This window comes from Dethiosulfovibrio salsuginis (genome assembly GCF_900177735.1).
GTDB lineage: Bacteria > Synergistota > Synergistia > Synergistales > Dethiosulfovibrionaceae > Dethiosulfovibrio > Dethiosulfovibrio salsuginis.
The window spans coordinates 19,637-40,118 of the sequence record NZ_FXBB01000001.1; the positions used below are offsets into that span (position 1 = coordinate 19,637).

The 20,482-nt window shown below is 53.5% G+C and carries 19 protein-coding genes; all 19 read left to right on the top strand.

The window, feature by feature from the left end:
• The 19 genes from B9Y55_RS00120 to B9Y55_RS00210 all read left to right on the top strand — a co-directional run bounded on the left by B9Y55_RS00120 (position 1) and on the right by B9Y55_RS00210 (position 20,481).
• Positions 1 to 1,251 carry an adenosylhomocysteinase gene (locus B9Y55_RS00120; protein ID WP_085543330.1) on the top strand — a complete coding sequence of 417 codons (1,251 nt, stop codon included), beginning with the start codon at positions 1 to 3 and terminating at the stop codon, positions 1,249 to 1,251.
• The gene (locus B9Y55_RS00125; protein ID WP_085543331.1) at positions 1,251 to 2,528 is read left to right on the top strand and encodes an amidohydrolase; all 1,278 of its coding nucleotides are present in this window, start codon (positions 1,251 to 1,253) and stop codon (positions 2,526 to 2,528) included. The genes B9Y55_RS00120 and B9Y55_RS00125 overlap by 1 nt, the downstream gene beginning before the upstream one ends.
• 11 nt (positions 2,529 to 2,539) lie before the next feature.
• A complete protein-coding gene (gene alaS / locus B9Y55_RS00130) occupies positions 2,540 to 5,179 on the top strand; it encodes an alanine--tRNA ligase (protein ID WP_085543332.1) in 2,640 nt (879 codons plus the stop codon).
• Positions 5,173 to 5,589, top strand: a complete 417-nt coding sequence (gene ruvX, locus B9Y55_RS00135; protein ID WP_143340752.1) for a Holliday junction resolvase RuvX — start codon at positions 5,173 to 5,175, stop codon at positions 5,587 to 5,589. Before alaS ends, ruvX begins: the two co-directional genes overlap by 7 nt.
• A 4-nt stretch (positions 5,590 to 5,593) precedes the next feature.
• The gene (gene mutS, locus B9Y55_RS00140; RefSeq protein WP_327078422.1) at positions 5,594 to 8,158 is read left to right on the top strand and encodes a DNA mismatch repair protein MutS; all 2,565 of its coding nucleotides are present in this window, start codon (positions 5,594 to 5,596) and stop codon (positions 8,156 to 8,158) included.
• Complete coding sequence (mutL, locus tag B9Y55_RS00145; RefSeq protein WP_085543333.1) at positions 8,155 to 9,879, top strand: DNA mismatch repair endonuclease MutL; 1,725 nt, start codon at positions 8,155 to 8,157, stop codon at positions 9,877 to 9,879. The genes mutS and mutL overlap by 4 nt, the downstream gene beginning before the upstream one ends.
• A gap of 3 nt (positions 9,880 to 9,882) precedes the next feature.
• On the top strand, positions 9,883 to 10,824 hold the full coding sequence (gene miaA / locus B9Y55_RS00150; RefSeq protein WP_085543334.1) for a tRNA (adenosine(37)-N6)-dimethylallyltransferase MiaA: 942 nt from the start codon (positions 9,883 to 9,885) through the stop codon (positions 10,822 to 10,824).
• Positions 10,821 to 11,648, top strand: a complete 828-nt coding sequence (gene ispH / locus B9Y55_RS00155; RefSeq protein WP_085543335.1) for a 4-hydroxy-3-methylbut-2-enyl diphosphate reductase — start codon at positions 10,821 to 10,823, stop codon at positions 11,646 to 11,648. The genes miaA and ispH overlap by 4 nt, the downstream gene beginning before the upstream one ends.
• A gap of 33 nt (positions 11,649 to 11,681) precedes the next feature.
• Positions 11,682 to 13,175 (top strand): 30S ribosomal protein S1, encoded by a 1,494-nt coding sequence (locus B9Y55_RS00160; protein WP_085543336.1) that lies wholly within the window; start codon positions 11,682 to 11,684, stop codon positions 13,173 to 13,175.
• A gap of 96 nt (positions 13,176 to 13,271) precedes the next feature.
• Positions 13,272 to 13,775: a peptide deformylase gene (def, locus tag B9Y55_RS00165; protein WP_085543337.1), complete on the top strand. Its 504-nt coding sequence runs from the start codon at positions 13,272 to 13,274 to the stop codon at positions 13,773 to 13,775.
• Entirely contained in the window at positions 13,772 to 14,704 is a 933-nt protein-coding gene (gene fmt / locus B9Y55_RS00170) for a methionyl-tRNA formyltransferase (RefSeq protein WP_085543338.1), read from the top strand. The genes def and fmt overlap by 4 nt, the downstream gene beginning before the upstream one ends.
• Positions 14,701 to 15,495 carry a P-loop NTPase family protein gene (locus B9Y55_RS00175; protein ID WP_085543339.1) on the top strand — a complete coding sequence of 265 codons (795 nt, stop codon included), beginning with the start codon at positions 14,701 to 14,703 and terminating at the stop codon, positions 15,493 to 15,495. The genes fmt and B9Y55_RS00175 overlap by 4 nt, the downstream gene beginning before the upstream one ends.
• Before the next feature lie 45 nt (positions 15,496 to 15,540).
• Positions 15,541 to 15,756, top strand: a complete 216-nt coding sequence (locus tag B9Y55_RS00180) for a 4Fe-4S dicluster domain-containing protein (RefSeq protein ID WP_085543340.1) — start codon at positions 15,541 to 15,543, stop codon at positions 15,754 to 15,756.
• Between the two features lie 15 nt (positions 15,757 to 15,771).
• The gene (vorB, locus tag B9Y55_RS00185; RefSeq protein WP_085543341.1) at positions 15,772 to 16,824 is read left to right on the top strand and encodes a 3-methyl-2-oxobutanoate dehydrogenase subunit VorB; all 1,053 of its coding nucleotides are present in this window, start codon (positions 15,772 to 15,774) and stop codon (positions 16,822 to 16,824) included.
• A 12-nt stretch (positions 16,825 to 16,836) separates the two neighbouring features.
• Positions 16,837 to 17,583: a thiamine pyrophosphate-dependent enzyme gene (locus B9Y55_RS00190; RefSeq protein WP_085543342.1), complete on the top strand. Its 747-nt coding sequence runs from the start codon at positions 16,837 to 16,839 to the stop codon at positions 17,581 to 17,583.
• Between the two features lie 14 nt (positions 17,584 to 17,597).
• Positions 17,598 to 18,158 carry a 2-oxoacid:acceptor oxidoreductase family protein gene (locus B9Y55_RS00195; RefSeq protein ID WP_085543343.1) on the top strand — a complete coding sequence of 187 codons (561 nt, stop codon included), beginning with the start codon at positions 17,598 to 17,600 and terminating at the stop codon, positions 18,156 to 18,158.
• Positions 18,159 to 18,163: 5 nt separating this feature from the next.
• Complete coding sequence (locus tag B9Y55_RS00200; RefSeq protein ID WP_085543344.1) at positions 18,164 to 18,706, top strand: NUDIX hydrolase; 543 nt, start codon at positions 18,164 to 18,166, stop codon at positions 18,704 to 18,706.
• A 44-nt stretch (positions 18,707 to 18,750) separates the two neighbouring features.
• Positions 18,751 to 19,653: a tyrosine-type recombinase/integrase gene (locus B9Y55_RS00205; RefSeq protein WP_085543617.1), complete on the top strand. Its 903-nt coding sequence runs from the start codon at positions 18,751 to 18,753 to the stop codon at positions 19,651 to 19,653.
• Positions 19,654 to 19,668: 15 nt separating this feature from the next.
• Positions 19,669 to 20,481: a purine-nucleoside phosphorylase gene (locus B9Y55_RS00210; protein WP_085543345.1), complete on the top strand. Its 813-nt coding sequence runs from the start codon at positions 19,669 to 19,671 to the stop codon at positions 20,479 to 20,481.
• Position 20,482 lies beyond the last annotated feature (1 nt).

Here is a 20,482-nt window from a genome sequence, read left to right on the forward strand (position 1 = left end):
ATGAAGAATTTCTCAATAGCAAATATAGAGCTGGCTCCATCGGGATTGCAGAAGCTGGATTGGGCCTGGCAGTATATGCCTGTTCTGTCCTCTTTGGAGGAAAGGTACAGTCAGGAGAGGCCCTTCGAGGGAATAAAGCTGGCGGCCTGTCTCCATCTGGAGGCTAAGACCGCCTGTTTACTTAGGACTTTCTCCAGGCTGGGGGCGGAGGTCTATGCCGCTGGAAGCAACCCTCTGTCTACCCAGGACGACGTCTGTGCCGCACTGGTAAAAGAGGGAATCCACGTCTACAGCCACAGGGGAATGACCTCGGAGGAGTATTTTTCCTACCTGAAGAACGTTCTGGACTGTGGACCTGAGGTCATAGTCGACGACGGTGCCGATCTCATAGCCACACTGCTGGAGGAGAGACAGGACCTGATACCTAACGTCCGTGGCGGTTCCGAGGAAACCACCTCAGGCATCAAGAGGCTTAAGGCCATGGAGCGAGAGGGAATTCTTCCATTTCCTATGATTTCGGTCAACGATGCCGACAGTAAATACCTTTTCGATAATCGCTACGGCACCGGCCAGTCGGTATGGGACGGGGTCATGAGGACCACCAACAGCCTTATAGCCGGAAAGGTTGTGGTGGTCGCTGGCTACGGCTGGTGCGGTCGAGGGGTGGCAATGAGGGCAAAGGCCCTTGGCGCCAGGGTTATAGTCACCGAGATCGATCCCCACCGGGCCTTCGAGGCATTGATGGACGGCCACGAGGTAATGACCATGGAGGCCGCCGCCCCATTAGGGGATATATTCCTGACCTTGACGGGCAACGTCGACGTTATATCCTCCAACCATATGGCCAAGATGAAAGACGGGGTCATACTCGGCAACGCCGGTCACTTCGACGTGGAGATATCCAAGGCCGACCTCAGCTCCATGGCCACCGACGTGTACGAGGTCCGCCCTAACGTCACCTGCTACAAAATGGCCTCAGGCAACAGGCTCTATCTCCTGGGCGAGGGCAGGCTGGTTAATTTAGCCGCCGGAGACGGCCACCCTATAGAGATTATGGACCTGAGCTTCGCCCTCCAGCTCATGTCGGCGCTTCACATTTTAAGAAATCACGGAGACATGAAGGCCGGTCTATATCCGGTTCCTGAGGATATAGACCGGATGGTAGTCTCGACTAAGCTGGATTCTTTAGGGGTAGCCCTTGATAGGCTCACCTCCGCTCAGGAGGAGTACATGGAAGGCTGGAAAGAGTGATGTCCAGACTGCTGTTTAAAGACGTCATGGCTCTGGACGGCTCCATGGAAAGGGCTAGGAGGGTCGACCTCACGGTCTCGGAGGGGATTATAGAGGCCATATCGGAGCCAGGCTCTCTGACCGGCGACGAGGTTATAGACTGCCGGGGTAAAAAGGCACTCCTTCCCGGGTTCGTCAACTGTCACACCCACGCCGCCATGGTCCTACTCAGAGGACTGGGGGAGGAACGGCCCCTAAAGCAGTGGTTGGAGGAAAGTATCTGGCCTGTAGAGGCTAACCTCAACCCAGAGAGGGTCTACTGGGGAACTAAGTCGGCACTGCTGGAGATGGCCTCCACCGGCACGGTCTGTTTCGGCGATATGTACTTCGAGATGGACCAAGTCGCCAGAGCCGCCAAAGAGGGGGGCATGAAGTGCGGTCTGTGTCGGGGGCTTATAGGCGACGACCCAATTAGGCTGAACCAGGGCCTTGAGCTGGCGGATACCTTTAAAGACGACGCCGACGTCACAGTCCAGCTAGGTCCTCACGCTCCTTACACCGTCCCGATTGAGGCTCTGAAAGCCATCTCTCATGTGGCCTGCGAAAGAGGACTATCGGTCCATTTTCACTACTTGGAGGCGGAGTGGGAGAGGGGCTACATTCAGGACCAGTTCGGCCTGTCCACAATGGACTATCTGGACAGATCGGGCCTTCTCTCCGTCCCTGAGCTCATTCTGGCCCACGGAGTCTGGATTCCTAAAGAGGATATCTCAGAACTGGCCTCCAAGGATGTGACTGTGGTCCACAACCCCGGCAGCAACCTCAAGCTAGGCAGCGGAATCGCACCGATCAGGGAGATGATGGACTCTGGGTTATCGGTGGCGCTAGGTACCGACGGAGCGGCCAGCAACAATAGACTGGACATGTGGGACGAGATGAGGTCCACCGCCCTGATACACAAGGGGGTTCTCAAAGACCCTACGGTGGTCACGGCGAGACAGGTCATAGAGTCGGCGACCTACAGCGGATACCGTGCCCTTGGCTTCGCCAACTCCGGGCGGATAGCCCAGGGTTGGAGCGCCGATTTGGCCTTTATCGATCTCGATAGCCCTAACTACATAGGGGTTGACGAGGATAATCTGGGGATGTTTTTGGTCTACGCAGGATCCTCTAAAGATGTAGAGGGCACCATGTCTAACGGTCGATGGATCTACAGGTCCGGGGAGTTTTCAGGGCTAGACGTAGATGATATAGTCGCAAAGGCAGCGATTTCAAGGGCGGATATGGTCCGCCGTTAGGAGTGAACTTTATGAAGTGGAGAAGTGGCAGGGAAATACGCCAGCTGTTTATAGATTTTTGGGTTTCCAAAGGAGCCCACCATTACGATAGTTTTTCACTGGTCCCCGAGGACCCTACGTTGCTTTTCACCATAGCGGGCATGGTGCCTTTCAAGAAATACTACCTAGGCATAGCGGAGCCCGATTTCCCAAGCGCCGTTACCTCCCAAAAGTGCGTCAGGACCAACGATATAGACAACGTAGGCAGAACGGCAAGACACCATACCTTTTTCGAGATGTTGGGCAACTTCAGCTGGGGAGGGTATTTTAAGAGGGAGTCCATAACCTGGGGATGGGAGTTTCTCACCGATGTGATCGGCCTGGACGGAGACAGAATGTACGTCACCATATACAACGACGACCAGGAGGCCTTCGACATATGGCATAAAGAGGTAGGGGTGCCGGAGGACCACATTCTTCGGTTCGGCGAGGAGGAGAACTTCTGGTTTATGGGGCCTACAGGTCCCTGTGGCCCTGATTCGGAGATCCTATACGATCAGGGACCTAGTTTCTCCTGCGGACCAGACTGCGCTCCTGGCTGTGACTGCGACAGATATCTGGAGATATGGAACCACGTCTTCACCCAGTATGACAGGCAGGACGACGGCTCCCTTGTCCCTCTGCCAAGAAAGAACATCGACACTGGAATGGGCCTGGAGCGGTTGACCTCCCTGGTACAGGGCGTCGCCAACGACTTCGAGACCGACCTTTTTAAGCCCATAATGGACCAGGTATGTTCCATGGCGGGAATATCCTACGGCGCTACCCCTCAGGGGGATATGGCGGCGAAGGTCATCTCCGACCACATCAGGGCGGTGGCCTTTATGATCGCCGACGGCATACTTCCCGCCAACGACGGCCAGGGCTACGTCCTCAGGCGGCTTCTCAGAAGGGCCGCCAGGTACGGCAGGCTCATCGGCCTTAAGGGGGCTTTCCTCACCGATCTTCTGCCGAAAGTCCTAGAGATAATGGGAGACCCCTACAGAGAGCTTAAGGATAGCAGGCTTACCATAGAGCAGGTCGTATCGGTGGAGGAAAAGAGGTTCGGCAGGACCTTAGAGCAGGGGAGCGACCTGCTTCACAGCGAGATAGAGGCCCTAGCCGCTGAAGGGGAAGCCACCCTTTCCGGGGTGGTGGCCTTTGAGCTTTACGATACCTACGGTTACCCTCTGGAGCTTACTATGGAGATATGTCAGGAAAAGGGTTTCGTCGTGGACGAGGAGGGCTTTAGAGGGGAGATGGAGGCCCAGAGACAGAGGGCCAGGGCATCGAGCAAACAGGCAAACTCGGTCATGACCGGCGACCTGTACACCGAGCTCCTTGCTTCCCATGGCCCCACTCCTTTCGTGGGGTATAGCTCTCTGTGCTGTGAGAGCGAGATAACCGCTATATTGGTCAACGGAGAGTCGGTCCAGTCCGCAAAGGCTGGAGACGATGTGGAGATAGTGCTCTCCAGGACCCCTTTCTACGGAGAAAGAGGAGGTCAGGTCGGCGATAGCGGCGTCCTCAAAGGTAAGGGCTTTTTCGTCGAGATCGACGACACGATCCATCCTGTAGGAGACCTGTCGGTCCATAGGGGAAAGGTCGTGGAGGGAGAGATATCCGTTGGGTCCTCCGTAGAGGCATCGGTGGACCGGGATAAGCGGGACTCGGTGGCTAAAAACCACACCGCCACCCACCTACTCCACGAGGCTCTTGTCAGGGTTGTAGGGGGCCACGTAAGACAGAACGGTTCTTTGGTCTCAGACCGGTTCCTTCGTTTCGACTATACCCACTACGAGCCTCTGGAGCCATCGGATCTAGAGGAAGTTGAACTGCTGGTAAACCAGGAGATCCAGGGCAACACGTCTTTAGAGGTCGAGGAGACCGATCTGGCTACCGCCAAAGAAAGAGGAGCTAAGGCCCTCTTCGAGGAGAAATACGGAGATAAGGTTCGGGTCGTATCGGTAGGGGACTTTTCCTCCGAACTGTGCGGCGGCATTCACGTGGGGTCCACCGGAGAGATAGGTCTTCTTAAAATTTTAACCGACGAGAGTATCGGCTCAGGTATCAGGAGGATCACCGCTGTCACAGGAATGAACGCCTTCAGGAACTACCAGAACATGACCTCAACGATAAAAGAGCTTTCCGCCAAGCTAGGGGTTCGTCCTGCTCGGCTGGTCGAGAAAGTGGAGGCTATGGAAGCGGATAACAGAGAGCTCTCTAAGGAAATACAGCGCTATTCCCTTAAATCCGCCATGGAGGAGCTTCGTCGGAAGGTGGTCAAGATAGAGCTTCCCGGTGGAGTGTCCCTCTACAGTGCTTCCATAGACGGCAGCGATCCCGATCAGCTCAGGGAGATAGGGGACAGCATAAAAGACAGAGATCCTCTATCGGTGGTCCTACTGGCCTCTAGCGACGAAGAGAGGACCCAGATGATATGTATGCTAGGGGTCGATTCGGTAAAATCAGGGCTCCACGCAGGAAAGATAGTGAAGGAAGTGGCCTCTTTGTTCGGAGGTAAAGGAGGAGGAAAGCCCAATATGGCCCAGGCGGGAGGACCTAAGTCCGATAAGGTCAAAGAGGCTTTCGATCAGGCCCCGTCTATATTGAAAGGCTTTTTACCTTGCTAGATAGGATCGTCGCTTTGGATATGGGGACCGTCCGTATAGGCGTTGCCGTCAGTGACCCTCTGGGATCTTTCGCCCAGGGGGTCGGGGTCTGGGACGCTCAGGGAGATTGGCTATCCCAGTTAGGGGAGCTTTTGACCACCACCAAGGCATCGAAGGCGGTTATAGGGCTCCCTATGAGGGAGAACGGAACCAAAGGCCCCTCCGCCGAAAGGGTGGAGCTGGAGGTGGAGAGGATAAAAGAGGCCTTTCCCGATCTGGATATAGTCATGTGGGACGAGCGGTATACCTCCACCATAGCGAATAGAATTCTCATAGAGGGAGATGTCTCCAGAAAGAAGAGAAAAGGCCAGGTGGATAAAGTCGCCGCCACCGTCATTCTACAGGGATATCTGGATTCCCTGAGGAGGTGATCTTTTGACCCTTCCTGAAGGTGTAAAGATGACCCCTATGCTGGAACAGTACGTCCACTGGAAGGGGAAACACCCTGACGCTCTGCTGTTTTTCAGGATGGGGGATTTCTATGAGCTTTTTTTCGACGACGCTAAAGTGGCCTCCGAGGCCCTTGATATCGCCCTTACCGCCAGAGATCAGGGCAAGAAAATTCCTATGGCGGGAGTACCTCAGCATGCGGCGGAGTCCTATCTCGGCAAATTGGTCCGAAAGGGCTTTAAAGTAGCCATATGCGAACAGATCACCGAGCCTGATGGACGGTCTTTGGTGGAGAGGCAGGTTATAAGGGTCGTCACCCCTGGAACCTACGTCCCCGAGGAGTCGGGGCAGGACGGAAGGCTTATGGCTTTCGCAGGGCTTAAAGGCGGCCTGTGGGCCACAGGCATATTGGAGTCGGCCACCGGTACTTTAGAGGTGGGGTTGATGGACACCGAAGGCTGTCGAGGGATAATCTCCGCTTCTGCCGGTGCGGAGATATTAATTCCAAAAGGAGGACCGGAGAGGACCGTCACCACTTCTTTGGGAATATCGGGGGAGGTCCTTCTTCCTAAGGAGAGTTTCGATCCTGTGGAGGGAACCAGGTGGCTGTGCCGTAGGTGGGATCTGAACACCCTCAGAGGTTTTGGCGTGGAGGACGACTCCCCTGAGGCCGGTGTCGCAGCGGCGCTGTTGGGCTATCTGGAGGAGACCCAGTACGGTGCCGCTAGACACGTGTCCAGGATAATCCCTATGACCTCCGATAAATGGCTCCATCTGGACGTGACGACCCAGAACAACCTCGAACTGGTGGACAGCGAGACGCCGTCTCTTTTTTCGGTTTTAAACCGGTGCAACACGCCTATGGGCAGGAGAAGGCTGAGGAACTGGATATTACGTCCTCTTACGGACCTTACATCCATAGAGGAAAGGCTGGATATACAGGAAAAGCTGATGTCCTACCTTCCTTCCCTTGAGGGGATTAAGGAAAAACTGTCCTCCTGTAAGGACGTAGAGAGGGCTATAGCCAGACTTCACATGAAGACCGGAAACCCCAGGGATCTCGGAGCTATCAGGGATACTTTAGAGTGTCTCCCCGATCTTTTAGGCTATCTGAAGGGGCTGGATCTGGATAACCTCCTTCCTTTTTCACCTCTGGAGGATCTAAGGGAGAGACTATCCGCCCAATTGGAGGATTCGCCTTCGAGGATACTGGGAACGGGAAAGGTCATAAAGGATGGTTCCGACGATGAGCTCGACCGTTGGCGAGGTTTTGCCTCCGACGGAGAGGAATGGCTGGAGGATTTTATAGCCAAAGAGAGGGAGAGGCTCTCCCTTCCCAAGCTGAAGGTGGGCTACTCCAGGGTCTTCGGTTATTACGTGGAGCTCTCGAGAGGAGCGCTTAAAGAGGGTAAGGTATTGCCGGAGGACTATCACCGAAGGCAGACATTGGTGTCCTCGGAGAGGTATATTACCGAGGAACTTAAGGATTTTGAGTCGAAAATGCTCTCCTCCGGGGAAAAAATAAAGGAAATAGAGGCCCAACTGTACGGTGAGTTGGTCGATTACACCCTTTCCCTCACGTCGGAGCTTCAAGCGGTCGGAAAGGCCCTAGGAGACCTGGACTGTCTGGTGTCTTTAGCTCACACAGCACACTCCAGAGGCTACGTCAGACCTAGGTTCTTGAGCGATAGTCGCTCTGTGGAGATCGTAGGCGGCAGGCATCCGGTAGTCGAGTTGGTCCAAAGGGACGTCCCTTTCGTGCCTAACGATATATATATGGACGAAGACGGAAGAAGGGTAGCCATAATCACCGGGCCTAACATGGCTGGAAAATCGACCTACCTGAGGATGGCCGCTCTTTTGGTGGTGATGGCTCAGATGGGGGCCTATGTCCCCGTCGAGTCGATTTCCATGGGGCTCTTCGACAGAATTTTCACCAGGCTCGGGGCCAGAGACGAGCTGGCCAGGGGAAACAGCACCTTTATGGTGGAGATGGTCGAGACCGCCTCTATACTTCACAACGTAACCGATCGTAGCCTGGTGGTGTTGGACGAGGTAGGAAGAGGTACCTCCACCTACGACGGCATGAGCATAGCCTGGGCGGTAGTGGAGTACCTTCACAGCTTCTGTGGAGCGACCCCTAAAGTCCTTTTCGCCACCCACTATCACGAGCTGACCGATCTGGAGTGCCGACTGGATGGTTGTTTTAACCTTAGTATGGCTGTAGAGGAGGACGAGGAGAGGGTTACCTTTCTTCATCAGGTTGTTCCCGGTCCCGCCGATCGTTCCTACGGGATAGAGGTCGCCAGGTTAGCGGGGCTTCCTCGGTCGGTTTTGGTGAGGGCCAGAGAGCTTCTGGAGGGATTTGAGAGGGAAGATCGATGTGTAGATCTGTCACCTCCCTCTTTGCAGATGGAGTTTCTGGATCTAAAGGGCGATGCCGTTCTTCAGGAACTGGCGGGACTCTCTCCCGACGAGCTCAGCCCTAAAAAGGCTCTCGATATGCTTTACGATCTGAGAGATAGGGCTAGAAAGGCGGTGACCCTTTGAAAATAAAGAGGCTCCCCCCTGACGTGGCTATGAGGATAGCCGCTGGAGAGGTGGTCGAAAGGCCCGTCTCTGTGGTGAAGGAGCTTATGGAGAACAGTCTGGACGCCGGGGCCACCAGGATATCGGTGTGGGTGGTTCAGGGAGGAAGGGTATCCCTCGTCGTGGAGGACGACGGGAGAGGTATAGACGAAGAGGACCTTGCTTTAGCGGTCGAAAGCCACGCTACGAGCAAAATAGCCTCTCTAGACGATCTGGAGTCCATAGGGACTTTGGGATACCGTGGGGAGGCTCTGTCCAGCGTGGCGGCGGTCAGCAGGCTGGATATAAGGAGCAGGACCGGAGACAGTTCCTCCGGTGGGAGAATAAAATCGGAGGGAGGGGTTATCTCCTCTCAGGGAGAGCTGAACTGTAAGGCCGGCACCAGGGTTCAGGTAGATGATCTTTTCTTTAACCTGCCAGCCAGAAGAAAGTTTCTAAAAAGCCCGGTCGCCGAGATGAGGCGGATAACTAAGCTCATACAGGAGTACAGCGTCGCCTATCCAGAAGTATCCTTTCTCCTCTACGGCGATACCAAGCTGGTTTACTCCACCCCCGGTTCTTTGGATCGAGGTGCTGTGTTGGAGAGACTGTGGGGAGATGAGCCTAAGGTGCGGTCTTCCCAGGGAGAGAGGGGAAACTACCGGGTTTCCCTTTGGTGGCAGGAGGCCCCTAGGACCAGCAGGATATCTCTGATGGCCTTCGTCAACGGAAGAAGGATCGACGAGCCGACTATAAAAGCGGCGATAGCCTCCGGTGAGACGAATTCGTCGGGCAATTGGGCTGTCTGGATAGAGACCCCTCCTGACGAGGTGGACGTAAACGTCCATCCCGCCAAGACGGAGGTTCTCTTTCGACATGGAGGGGATCTTTTCTCGTCGGTAAAGGACTGTGCAATGTCCCTACAGGGCGATAGAAGGCCTTCAAACCCTCCCTCTCTGCCTCTATATTCTCCTGAGTCACCGAAGACCGAGTCGCCGAAAATCGATTTTCCTAGACCCAAGACTAAAAGACCGGAATACAAAGACGATAGAGGTTCCCTTTTTACAAGGGTCGAGGCCCCTGTCGTAAAGTCAGAGCCAAGGGTATCCCAGGAAACGCCTCCATCGGTAAGTTCAAAACCGGAGGATACGGTGTTTCTCGGTCAGTTGAGCTCCGGCTATCTTTTGTTCGATCGCTCAGGAGAGCTTGTCATTATGGATCACCATGGAGCTCACGAGAGGATAAACTTCGATAGGATAAAAAAATCCATGGAGAGAGACAGAGCTGTGCAGAGCTTGGCTATCCCTGTGCCCCTGCCTCCCTCCCTTCAGAGCGACTGCGAGGAGCATCTGGATAAACTGGGAGAGCTAGGGTTCGATTTTCAACGCTCCGATGGCGTCCTGCAACTGTCCGGCGTCCCGGATTTTAGGGGATGTGGATCGATTTCCCCTCTGACTTTACTACGATCTTCTATGGTTGGCCTTGAGGGAGGCAGGATATCGAGGGAAGCGGTGTGGCTGAGATGGGCCACTATAGCCTGTAAGGCTTCGGTCAAACTAACCTGGAGGATATCCCCTCAAGAGGCTATGGCCCTCTGGAGGGATATGAACGAAGACGGAGCGGTTGCCGCCTGTCCTCACGGAAGGCCGGTTATTATAACCCTGTCCGATAGGGAGATAGCCTCCAGATTTGAGAGGAGCTGAGATATGTCCATCCCTGTCATAGCGGTAATAGGTCCTACGGCGGTAGGTAAGACCGCTCTGAGCGTAGAGTTAGCCAAAAAGCTGGACGGCGAGGTTATATCGGTGGACTCGAGGCAGGTATATAGGTATATGGATGTAGGCACCGATAAGATAGATAGGGAGACCAGAAAGGACGTCCTTCACCATCTGATAGACGTGGTGGACCCGGATGAGATCTTTTCCGTCGCCGATTTTATAGAAATGGCGGATAAGGCGGTAGACAGGATAATCTCGAGAGGGAAGGTCCCCGTCTTCGCCGGAGGTACGCCTTTTTACTATAGGGCTCTTTTCGATCGTTCGTTGACGGTGAACGTACCCTCTAATAGAGAGATAAGGCAAGAGCTGGATAGTATGGATCCTTTCGATCGCTTTGACTATCTAGCGGAGGTCGACCCTGAGACGGCCCGGAGGCTATCGCCAAACGATTCGGTGAGGGTGATAAGGGCCCTTGAGGTTTACAGGGTCTCTGGAAAGCCTATATCCTCCTTCAGAAAAAAATCGGCTTCTGATAAAAAAGAAAGGTACAGTCCCCTCTATATCGGTCTTTTAAGGCCTAGGGAGGATCTCTGTCTCTCCATAGAAAAACGAGTAAGACAGCAGTTTTACGGGGGATACCCGGAGGAGGTGCAGTGGCTTCTGGATAAAGGTTTTTCCCCTGAACTTCCGTCGATGAAAGGCTTTGGCTACAGGGAACTGGTTCTATACTGTCAGGGAAAGATGAGCCTTGAAGAGGGGATAGAGTCGGATATAATCGCTACCAGGCAGTTCGCCAAAAGACAGATGACCTGGTTTAAAAAATTTTTTCCCGTAAACTGGTACGATCTGTCCAAAACAAGTTATAATGGGGTGCTGTCGGAGACGTTTGAACTGTCCGTCGCCCACGTAGAGGAAGGTGATAATAGTTGAAAGTTATCACAGCGGAGCCGACCGGCCTTTGCTTTGGGGTAACCAGGGCCATCAAGACCATGGAAGAGGCGTTGATCTCCAACGGGAGGATCTTCTGTATCGGTAGCCCTATACACAACCCTCAGGAGGTCAAAAGGCTCGAAAATCTCGGCCTGGTGGTGGTAAGCGACGACGATAAGGTCCCGCCGGGAGAGGCGGTTTTCGTCAGGGCTCACGGTATATCGCCTGATGTACACCGTCGACTGATGGACAAAAACGTCAGGATAATAGACGGCACCTGTCCTTTCGTCAGAAAGGCCCAAAAGATGGCCGAGCAGCTTTCCAGAGAAGGATACTTCCTCCTGGTCTTAGGGGACGAGTATCACCCGGAGATCCAGGGTATATTGGGCTACGTGGAAGGACCTTATAGAGTGATTTCACAAGAAAGCGATCTCAAGGCTATTGATAAAATCGATAAAATTGGTATTATATCTCAGACGACCCAACAGGAATCTACCCTGAAGGATATAGCCTACAACGCCGTAGGCATCGCCAGAGAGATTCGGGTATCCAACACTATATGCAGGGCCACCGTGGAGAGACAGGAGGCGGTCCGCCGTCTCGCTGGATCGGTGGACGGCATAGTGGTAATAGGAGGGCACAACAGTGCCAACACAGCTAAGCTCTTTCGTATAGCACAGGAGTCCGGTACTCCTGCGCTTTGGGTTGAGGAGGCACATCAACTCGACAGGGGGTGGTTGTCAGGAAAGGCGACGATAGGAATTGCCGCCGGTGCAAGCACGCCGGACTGGCTGATAAAACAACTACAACAAGCGATTCTCTAAGAGAATCGCTGGACGTCAGGGGGATGTCAAATAATGAGTGAAGAGATTAAGAACCAAGTAGCGGAAGATATGACCATGGAGCAGCTTTTGGAGAGCTCCGGGGGCCTCGAGGAGATTCACAGAGGCAAAGTGGTAACCGGGACCGTAGTGGAGCAGGCCGAAGGTGGCTGGCTTGTGGACGTTGGTTACAAGTGTGAGGGATTCCTTCCCACCAGGGAGTGGAGTCACCACATCCTTGTAGGCGACGGCGCAGAGCCTGCCATAGGTCAGGAGCTCCAGGTCCAGGTTGTCAACGTTCGCCAGGGAGAGGAATCTCAGCTGGTGGTAAGTCGCTGGCGTTGCGAATTCGATCGTCGTTGGCAGGAGCTCGAGGAGACTATCGCCGATAAGGAGACCTTCTCCGTCAGAGGGCTTCGCAAGGTCAAGGGCGGTCTTATGGTTGACTGTTGCTCCCTTGAGGGATTCATCCCTATTTCCCACCTCGCTGAGGAGGGAAGGGGCGTAAATCCCGGCAAGTTTATCGATGAGATCTTCGACGTGAAGCTTCTCGAGAAGGACCGTCGTAAGCGCCGTCTGGTCCTTTCCAGAAGGTCCATTCTCGATCAGGAGATCGCCGAGCAGCGGGACAACTTCTATAATGATGTCAAAGAGGGCACCGTTCTTGAAGGCACCGTCAGCAGTCTGACCTCTTTCGGTGTATTCGTGAACCTCGGTCCTATAGATGGACTTGTCCATATCAGCGAGCTTTCCTGGCACAGGAACGCCAAGCCTAAGGACATAGTCAAGAAGGGCGATACGGTGAAGGTTAAGGTCATAGGTATCGATCACGATCACAACCGCATCTCCTTGAGTATGAGACAGACCGAGACAGACCCGTGGGATACCGTTGAGGAGAGATGGAAGCCCGGTGAGAAGACCGTAGGCACCGTCACCAACGTCACCGATTTCGGTGCTTTCGTAGAGGTAGAGCCGGGAATCGAGGGATTGGTACACATCGGAGACCTCAGCTGGGCCAGGATCAAGCATCCTAAAGAGGTAGTCAAAAAGGGACAGGAGCTGGAGACCGTGGTCCTCAGCGTCGATCCCGTAAAGAAAAGGCTTAGCCTCGGCTATAAACAGCTTAACGATCCCTGGAACGGAATTGAGGACCGCTACAGCAAAGGACAGGATCTGCCTGTAACAGTGGTCCGTCTCGCCGATTTCGGTGCCTTCGTCGAGCTTGAAAAAGGCGTCGAGGGACTTATCCATATCTCTCAGCTCAGCAACAAGAGGGTCGACAAGCCCGGAGATGTCCTCGCCGAGGGTCAGGAGATAACCGCACGGATCATCGAGGTCAACCCCAACGATCGCAGAATCAGGCTCAGCCTCAGTGCCCTTGAAGAGGGAGATAAGAGGGAGAGACCGGCTCAGGCCGCTGGTGGCAGAAGAAAGAAATCCGATTCGGAGAAACCTGTCTCCAACTTCCAGTCCGAGGAAGGCCCAATAACCTTGGGAGACGCCTTCGGAGATATATTCGACAGGAACTGACGTTCTATGCGACGCCACACTCCCATATCGGGGTGTGGCGTCGTTTTGTCTAAAGGCATCTCCCAGGTTCCCTAAAAAAATTAAGGAGGGTTTAGTTTGAAAGACCATTCTTTGAGGGTTTTCCCCGACCCTATATTGAGAAAAGAGACAAGGACAATAGCGGTTTTTGATAAAGATTTTTTGCTTTTTGTTGATGAGCTTAAAAAACTTATGATAGAATATGACGGTGTAGGGCTGGCTGCCCCCCAAATTGGGGAGAGCCTGAAAGTAGCGGTTATTCTATACGAGGATACTTACTACGTTCTCATAAACCCTACGATAGTGGAAAAAGAGGACGAACAGAGGGATCAGGAGGGATGTCTCAGCTTTCCCGGGGTCTTCGAGGACATAACCAGACCTTACAGGGTAGTGGTAGAGGCTCAGGATGAGACAGGGGCTCCCAGGAGAATCGAGGCGGAAGGTTTTCTGGCCAGAGCTATGTGTCACGAGATAGACCATCTAAACGGCAAGCTGATGATAGACCATCTCTCTCCGATGAAGAGAGAGCTCATAAAGAAGAGATTGACAAAGCTAAAAAAAGAAGGCAACGAGGATTCATGATAACCTGGTTTATGGGTACCGGTTTTTTTGCCTCCCACTGTCTTAGGTCGTTGGTCCAGGCCGGTCTCAGTCCCGATTTAGTCGTTACAATGCCGCCTAGGCCTTCGGGAAGGAGGGGGATGTCCGAGAGCCCAACTCTCGTCGAGTCCACCGCGTCGGACCTGTCTTTAAACCTCCATAGATCCTCAAAGGTTAACTCCGATACCTACCTGTTGGACAGGATGAAAAACGAGACCCCCGACTGTATCTTCGTGGTGGACTTCGGTCAAAAAGTGGGGGAGCCCTACCTTTCCACCCCCAGAGGAGGCTGTCTTAACGTCCATCCTTCCTTGCTGCCCCTTTATAGAGGAGCTGCTCCTGTCCAAAGGGCTATTATGGAGGGACAGAGCGATACAGGGGTTACGGTTTTCCGTTTAGTCGAGGAGATGGACGCCGGACCTGTGGTTATCCAAGAGAGGGCCTCTATAGAGGAGAACGAGACCTCAGGAGAGCTTCTATTTCGACTTGCATACATAGGTGGCGTTTTGCTTTTCAGAGGGGTACAATTGATCTTAGATAAAGAGAACCCTCTTCAACCTCAAAATTCGCTAATAGCCACATATGCGCCAAAAATAGATAAAAAAGAGGCCCTTCTATCCTGGAATTTGTCAGCAAGATCCATCCATTGCAAAGTTAGAGCTTTAAATCCTTCTCCAGGAGCTTATTTATATATCCAAGGATGTAGAGTAAAAATATGGAGCACCGAGGTCGTCGACGTTATCCAGGGGTCGTCTGGAGTTTTATCTATCGACGACTCCGGCTTTCCCGTGGTGAAGTGTTCCTCCGGTGCCGTGAGGTTGCTGGAGGTACAGCCGGAGGGCAAAAAGAGGCTCAGTGGAGTGGAATGGGTTAGAGGAAGCCAGCTCTCGGAAGGGGAGATTCTTTCATGATCGAGAACAGGGAACGGTTTGCTGCCCTTATAAAGAAACATCGCTGGCCAAAGGCGGTGGCGGTTACAGGGGCTTTGGGGTCTGGAAAGACCGAATGGGTGCTTAACCTGGCCTTGGGCTTCAGCTCTATAGGCGAGAAGGTCACCATCGCCGATGTGGATATAATAAACCCCTATTTCTGCGTTCGCCAGGTGTCCGATACACTGGAGAACCAGGGATTCAAGGTTTTAACCGCGCCGGACAAGGCAAAGTGGATAGATATGCCCCTTGTCACCGCCGAGGTCGATTGGGCTCTTTCCGAGCCCGACGGCAGGCTTCTCCTCGACGTAGGAGGGGATGCCGAGGGAGCCTTGGCCCTCAAAAAGTACAGGGATAGGATGATATCCGCAGGATATCTGCTTATATTGGTGGTAAACTCTTACAGGCCGATGACCTCCACCGTCGAGGGGATCTCCACGATGAGAAGACGGATGGAGGAGATAGGGGGCTTAAAGGTAGGGGCTATTCTGTCGAATTCCCACCTAATGTCCGAGACCACTATGGATACTGTCACAGAGGGATTGAAGTTGGTGGAGGCGGCGGGAAAAGAGCTGGAGCTTCCGGTGCTCTACGCCGGTGTGCCGCCTCACCTTTACGGCGAGGCGGAGAGTCACCTCTCCACAGGGGAGGTCTCCCCTTGGCCGGTTTCCAGATATATGCTTCTTCCCTGGGAGAAAGGCGCTATGTGGTCCACCGGTCTTCCGTCTAAAAACCATGGAGCTCGAATCCTCCGTCAGGAGGCTGCCAAATAGAGCTGTTATAGAAGCGACAAAAAACGCGAGAGGGGTGTTGTACTCATGGCAAAAGGGCGAATCGAAATCGCCGAGGAGTACTGCAAAAGCTGTGGAGTCTGTGTCGTTGCGTGTCCCGTTAAGGTTCTTCGTATTTCCGATCATCTTAACGCAAAAGGGCACAGGCCGGTGGAGCAGTATAAGGATGGCTGTATAGGGTGCGGGATGTGCGCTATTTCCTGTCCTGACGCGGTCATAGAGGTCTATAAGACCACCGACTAGAGAGGAGGAGAACATATGGCGAAGGTGTTAATGAAAGGAACTGAGGCTATAGCCGAGGCTGCTATTCAGGCTGGATGCAGATACTTCTTCGGTTATCCTATAACTCCTCAAAACGAGATACCGGAGTACATGTCCGCCCATCTCCCTAAGTACGGTGGGGTTTACATTCAGGGAGAGAGTGAGGTCGCGTCGGTAAACATGATCCTAGGTGCAGCTGCCACCGGTCACATGGTTATGACCACCTCCTCAAGCCCGGGAATATCCCTTATGTCCGAGGGACTTAGCTACCTGGCGGGATCGGAACTTCCTGCCGTACTGGTCAACGTAATGAGGGGCGGTCCCGGTCTCGGTGGGATTCTGCCCTCTCAGGCGGACTACCTTCAGGCCACCAAAGGCGGCGGAAACGGCGACTACAACCTTATGGTGTTCGCCCCAAGCACCTTACAGGAGGCTGTGGAAGTAGTGCAGTCGGCCTGGGACTACGCTTTCAAATACCGTAATCCTGTGATGATACTGGCCGACGGCTTTATGGGACAGATGATGGAGCCGGTGGAGATAACACCTCACGAAACCGACAGAGGAGACTGGAAAAGCTGGGGACTGGGCAACAAAGGCACCAGGGAAAGCAGGAGCCTGATAAAGAGCATGAACCTGACCCCCGAGCTTTTGGAGGCCCATAACGATAAGCTCCAGGCAAAGTACGACAGAATGAAAAAAGAGGACACAAAGTGGGAGGAATTCCAGCTAGACGATGCGGAGCTGGTCATAGCTGCCTACGGCACCACCGCCAGAATAGCTAAGTCGGCGATCTCCCATCTGAGAGAAGAGGGATACAAAGTGGGCATGATAAGGCCTATAACCCTCTTCCCCTTCCCTTACGAGCCCTTTGAGAAGCTCACCGAAAAGGTCAGCCACGTTCTGGATATAGAGATGAACAAGGGCCAGATGGTGGACGACGTAAAGGTGGCCACCGGCTGTCGTTTTCCCGTCAGTTTCTACGGTCGCTGCGGTGGAGTAGCTCCCTCGGTCGAAGAGATCGAAGAGCAGTGCAGAAAAATTCTGGGATAGGGGGATATCGTTATGGCTGAGACAAAGGTATATTCTCGTCCTGAAAGCCTGAAGAGGGACGTTCACACCCATTACTGTCCGGGCTGTGGGCACGGTATCGCCCACAGGATGATCTGTGAGGTTATAGACGAGATGGGCATCCAAAACGAGACGGTCAGTATGTCTCCTGTAGGATGTGCCGCTATGATGTACGACTACATCGATATCGATTACGTTGAGGCAGCCCACGGCAGGGCTCCTGCTACCGCCACAGGAATAAAAAGGGTCCTGCCCGATAAGTTTGTCTTCACATATCAGGGAGACGGAGACCTGGCCTCCATCGGTATGGCGGAGATAGTTCACGCCGCAAACAGAGGGGAAAAGTTCACAACCTTCTTCATAAACAACGCCATCTACGGCATGACCGGAGGACAGATGGCTCCCACAACCCTGATAGGTCAGAGAGCCACAACCTGTCCTCAGGGAAGGGACCCGGAGCTTTCGGGCTTTCCCATAAGGATGTGCGAGATGCTGGCGACCTTAGAGACCCCCGCCTACATAGAGAGGGTGTCTGTAGCTAAGCCTAAGTACATAATGCAGGCCAAGAAAGCCTTTCAGAAGGCCTTCCGTTATCAGAAGGAGGGCAGGGGATTCTGCTTTATAGAGGTTCTCTCTACCTGTCCCACAAACTGGGGAATGAACCCGGTGGAGGCTTTCGATTGGCAGATAGAGAAGATGATGCCCTGTTTCCCTCTAGGCGTCTTCAAGGACTTCGAGTAAGGAGGACTGGAGATATGTCCAATCAATTCTACATGGATCTCCTGGCCGCAGGTTTTGGAGGACAGGGAATAATGATGCTCGGTCAGCTGATAGCCTACTCAGGCATCCATCAGGGACGATACGTTACCTGGATTCCCGCCTATGGCCCTGAGATGAGAGGCGGTACGGCCAACTGCTCCTGCGTGGTAAGCAGCCAGGAGATAGGATCTCCGGTTGTCGGCCAGGCCGACGTGGTGGTGGTCATGAATCAGCCATCGCTGGATAAATTTGAGCCAAGGGTGAAGCCCGGTGGCTTTCTCCTGTACGATAGCGATCTGGTAAAGTATGAGACCCCAAGAGAGGATATCACCGTTATCCCAGTTCCCGCTAAGATGATAGCCCACGAGCTCGGCAGCGAGAAAGTGGCCAATATAGTGATGTTAGGGGCCATAGTCAAGGCTACTGGGATAGTGTCCGAATCGGACTGTCTCGATACCATAAAGGAGAAGCTGGGCGCGAAGAAACCTCAGTTTTTGCCCATGAACCTGGACGCTTTCGATAAAGGTATATCAATCGCCCAGGAGCATTTAGTCTAAAGCCTATGGATTTCGGGGAGAGGACCTTAAGCACCGAGGTTCTGTATCGCGGAAAGGTCCTGGATCTTCACGTCGATCAGGTGGAGCTGCCGGGGGGCAGAGTTACATCCCGGGAGGCGGTACGCCACTCTCCTGCGGTAGCCATCGTGGCGGTCGAAGGGAACGATATCTACCTTGTCAGGCAGTTTCGTCATGCGGTCGGCGATTTTATCCTGGAGATTCCCGCAGGGATAGTCGAGAGCGGTGAGACTCCACTACAGACCGCTGCCAGAGAGATCCAGGAGGAAATCGCCATGAAGGCGGAGAATCTCGAGGAGATAGGAAGGATATACACCTCTCCAGGTTTTTCCGACGAGGAGATAGTTCTCTTCTGGGCTGAAGGACTCTCGCCCTCCAGGTTACCGGCGGACGACGACGAGTTTATACAGGTTGAAAAGGTCCCTCTAAGCCAGGTTTGGTCCATGATCGACGACGGGGTTATCAAAGACGGCAAAACTATAGTCGCTCTTTACCGTATGGCACTAAAGGGAAAAATAGCATATCATTGAGGGGGGCCTGTGCCTCCCTCAATTTTTTAGGACAGGGTGACCTAATGAGATCCTTTAGCGATATTTTAGCTTCTTTTATCGATTATCTGTCCCTGGAGAGAGGATACAGCGATAACACCGTCACAGCCTATCGGAGAGATATATTGCAGTGGAAGGTTTTCTGCGAAAAGAAAGAGGACGATCTTTTCCGACCGTCGGAGGGACTTTACGACCTGTACGTCATGAAGCTGAGGCGGGAGGGGTTGGCCGATTCCTCCGTCCAGAGAAAGTGTTCTTCCGTAAGGACCTGGGTACGTTTTCTTGTTATAGAGGGGCATATCCCCGACGATTTTACCCTCCCTGGGCTTCCGTCCAGACCTAAAAAACTACCTCAGATACTGACGGAAGGGGAGATGGATAGGCTCTTTAAAAGCTGTGACGACGATCCTGATTTCTATATGGGTCTAAGAGACAGGGCTATTATCGAGGTACTCTACGGGTGTGGACTGAGGGCTTCGGAGCTGTGCGGACTTTCCCTAAAGGACATAAGGCATGATCCAGGAGCCCTTTTCGTCCTGGGAAAGGGCGGAAAGGAACGGATGGTCCCTTTAGTGGGCAGCGCCAGGAGATGGATGGATAAATACCTCTCCCATGGCAGACCTCTGAAGGATAGGGCCGAGACGGACCGGGTCTTTCTGTCCATAAGAGGAGGCCCTCTCAGGAGGGAATCCCTATGGAGGATTATAAAGAGCAGAGGAAAGCTGGCCGGTATCTCCTCCGCCAGACTCCATCCTCACGTCATACGTCATACCGTAGCCAGTCACCTTTTGAGGAGGGGGATGGATCTCCGAACCCTCCAGGAGTTTTTAGGACATAGCTCTATAGATACGACGGAGAAATACCTTCACTTCGATCTGGAACTTAGGGATGTTTACGACTCAAGCCATCCCAGAGCAAAATACACGTAGAAGGAGGATTTTAGAGTGATAAAAAAGATAGACGAGGCCCTGGAGGTCATAAAGAGCAAAATAGGTGGAGTTCCCGACGTAGCGGTAGTTCTCGGTTCAGGATTGGGCGGTCTGGCGGAGTACATAGAGGATAAGGTGATAATACCCTACGAGGAGATTCCTCACTGGCCTCTTTCCACCGCCCCCGGTCACGCTGGACGGCTGGTCGCCGGTAAGTTCGGTGGCAAATCGGTGGTGGCCATGCAGGGCAGGCTACACGTTTACGAAGGATATTCTATGGACCAGGTGGTATTTCCCGTCAGGGTGTTCGCAAGGTGGGGGATAGGGCACTTTATCGCCTCCAACGCCAGCGGAGGAATCGGCTACGGCCTGATGCCCGGGGATATGGTTTTGATCCACGATCACATAAACATGATGGGCAAAAACCCCCTTATCGGTCCTAACATACCGGAGCTCGGCGAGAGGTTTCCCGATATGACCTACGCTTACAACAGGGACCTGCTGGATTTAGCTGAGGATGTCGCTAGATCCCACAACCTCACCACTAGAAGAGGGGTTTACGTCGCCTTCACCGGACCGTCCTACGAGACCCCTGCGGAGATCCGTATGGCCAGAGTTCTCGGTGCCGACGTAGTCGGAATGTCGACGGTCCCGGAGGTGTTGATCGCTCACCACGGAGGGATGAAGGTTTTAGCCGTCTCCTGTGTGGCTAACTACGCCGCCGGTATGACGTCGAACCCTCTATCGGAACAGGAGGTTTTAGACGAGATGGCAAAGGCCGCCGACGATCTGACCACCTTGGTGGCCGGAGTGATCGAACAGATATAGG

What these genes read in the sequence shown, in the direction of transcription:
- B9Y55_RS00120 (WP_085543330.1), top strand. Translation starts at nt 1, where the DNA reads ATGAAGAATTTCTCAATAGCAAATATAGAGCTGGCTCCATCGGGATTG.
- B9Y55_RS00125 (WP_085543331.1), top strand. Translation starts at nt 1,251, where the DNA reads ATGTCCAGACTGCTGTTTAAAGACGTCATGGCTCTGGACGGCTCCATG.
- alaS (WP_085543332.1), top strand. Translation starts at nt 2,540, where the DNA reads ATGAAGTGGAGAAGTGGCAGGGAAATACGCCAGCTGTTTATAGATTTT.
- miaA (WP_085543334.1), top strand. Translation starts at nt 9,883, where the DNA reads ATGTCCATCCCTGTCATAGCGGTAATAGGTCCTACGGCGGTAGGTAAG.
- B9Y55_RS00160 (WP_085543336.1), top strand. Translation starts at nt 11,682, where the DNA reads ATGAGTGAAGAGATTAAGAACCAAGTAGCGGAAGATATGACCATGGAG.
- fmt (WP_085543338.1), top strand. Translation starts at nt 13,772, where the DNA reads ATGATAACCTGGTTTATGGGTACCGGTTTTTTTGCCTCCCACTGTCTT.
- B9Y55_RS00175 (WP_085543339.1), top strand. Translation starts at nt 14,701, where the DNA reads ATGATCGAGAACAGGGAACGGTTTGCTGCCCTTATAAAGAAACATCGC.
- B9Y55_RS00180 (WP_085543340.1), top strand. Translation starts at nt 15,541, where the DNA reads ATGGCAAAAGGGCGAATCGAAATCGCCGAGGAGTACTGCAAAAGCTGT.
- vorB (WP_085543341.1), top strand. Translation starts at nt 15,772, where the DNA reads ATGGCGAAGGTGTTAATGAAAGGAACTGAGGCTATAGCCGAGGCTGCT.
- B9Y55_RS00190 (WP_085543342.1), top strand. Translation starts at nt 16,837, where the DNA reads ATGGCTGAGACAAAGGTATATTCTCGTCCTGAAAGCCTGAAGAGGGAC.
- B9Y55_RS00195 (WP_085543343.1), top strand. Translation starts at nt 17,598, where the DNA reads ATGTCCAATCAATTCTACATGGATCTCCTGGCCGCAGGTTTTGGAGGA.
- B9Y55_RS00200 (WP_085543344.1), top strand. Translation starts at nt 18,164, where the DNA reads ATGGATTTCGGGGAGAGGACCTTAAGCACCGAGGTTCTGTATCGCGGA.
- B9Y55_RS00205 (WP_085543617.1), top strand. Translation starts at nt 18,751, where the DNA reads ATGAGATCCTTTAGCGATATTTTAGCTTCTTTTATCGATTATCTGTCC.